This window comes from Methylobacterium sp. E-041, assembly GCF_022829665.1.
Taxonomy (GTDB): domain Bacteria; phylum Pseudomonadota; class Alphaproteobacteria; order Rhizobiales; family Beijerinckiaceae; genus Methylobacterium.
This window is the reverse complement of sequence record NZ_JAKSYQ010000230.1, coordinates 1-1,135: the sequence shown is the minus strand read 5'-3', so window position 1 is coordinate 1,135 and position 1,135 is coordinate 1. Positions and strand designations below refer to the sequence as shown.

The window sequence follows — 1,135 nt, the reverse complement described above, 5'->3', positions numbered from 1 at the left end:
CGTAGCGAAGGCGTTGCTCTGACCCACTCGCACGGTGGTCGAAAACAGCGAGAGCCGGCAGCTACGGTCCTGGAGCGTGGCCGGCGCATTTGCTTCACAACTGCTCAAGCGCTTGTGTCTACCGCCTGAAAAATGATGTTTCGCTGCGACACCGAGCTGCCTCGGCCCAGCAGGCAAATCCACGGATGAGCCTCTCTGACATCCGCCGAAGTTGGATTTGCTGAGCCCACAAAAGCTTGGGCCCTTAAAAAGGCTTAGCCTACTGTTTTGGAGTGCGCCGGATCTCATCGATGCGGCTGTCGGACAAATCCTCGTAGATGCTAGCGACGCTTCGGCGAGTTGCAGTACGAGAGGCCACAGCCTTAGGCGCCGCCGCCTTCGGAGCAGGCTGCTGTGCCGTAGTTGCGGCAGTCGCAGCATTTGCGGGTGCTTTCTCGCTTAGCTGACTGCGCCGCTTGAAGTACGGCGTACGCTCCGGCCCACAGCCCTCACAGACCGAAACAAGCCATGACTGCCACAGGCCGTTCGTCTTCTCGCGCATCGACTCAGCACGCTCACGATGCGCCGAAGCGAGTTGGAACGTGTCGAGATCGGCCTGCTGTTTGATCTCGGGTTCAGGCTTGGCAGCGGGCTTTTGGTCGACATCCGACTCGATGCGGACCCCTGGGTTGATATCTCCGCTCTTATCGTCCTGCGCCAAGGCTTGCGCGGCAACGCAGATCGAGCACAAGGACACGATGGCAGCTAGTCGCATGTGACCCTCCGTTTTCCGGAAAACCGATCAGGGCGGACTTAGTTCAATTCGCGAAGGGCATAATAGATCACAACGCAGATTAGCGCCGAAGTAAGCAGCCGATATCCGACTGTCGGTTGGCCTTATGGCTGGGTTTGGCTAATGCGAACAGCGACCTGCGTCCGGCGGTGTCGGGGCCCGACAGCGGTGAAGACAAACTGGGACCTCCTTGAGGATAGGTCGTCATCGGCCGCGTAAGCTCCAGCAAGAACACGTAAGGGGTTCGTGACCACGTGCCGAACTCGCCCTTCATGCGCGCTGCAGCCGATGCAAACAGCATAGTCCCAGTGGCGCCATTTGCGATCGGACTCACGATCGAATGCGTCCTGTCGCTCCTTCTGA

1 protein-coding gene is annotated in these 1,135 nt (G+C 59.2%); it reads right to left on the bottom strand.

Translation table 11 applies throughout. The annotated features are described in order from the left end of the window. Window positions 1-259: 259 nt before the first annotated feature. The gene (locus tag MKK70_RS21930; RefSeq protein WP_243949887.1) at window positions 260-754 is read right to left on the bottom strand and encodes a hypothetical protein; all 495 of its coding nucleotides are present in this window, start codon (window positions 752-754) and stop codon (window positions 260-262) included. Window positions 755-1,135: the final 381 nt, after the last annotated feature.

Bases quoted from the DNA above. Each gene is read 5' to 3' on its own strand.
- MKK70_RS21930 (WP_243949887.1), bottom strand. From the start codon at position 754: ATGCGACTAGCTGCCATCGTGTCCTTGTGCTCGATCTGCGTTGCCGCG.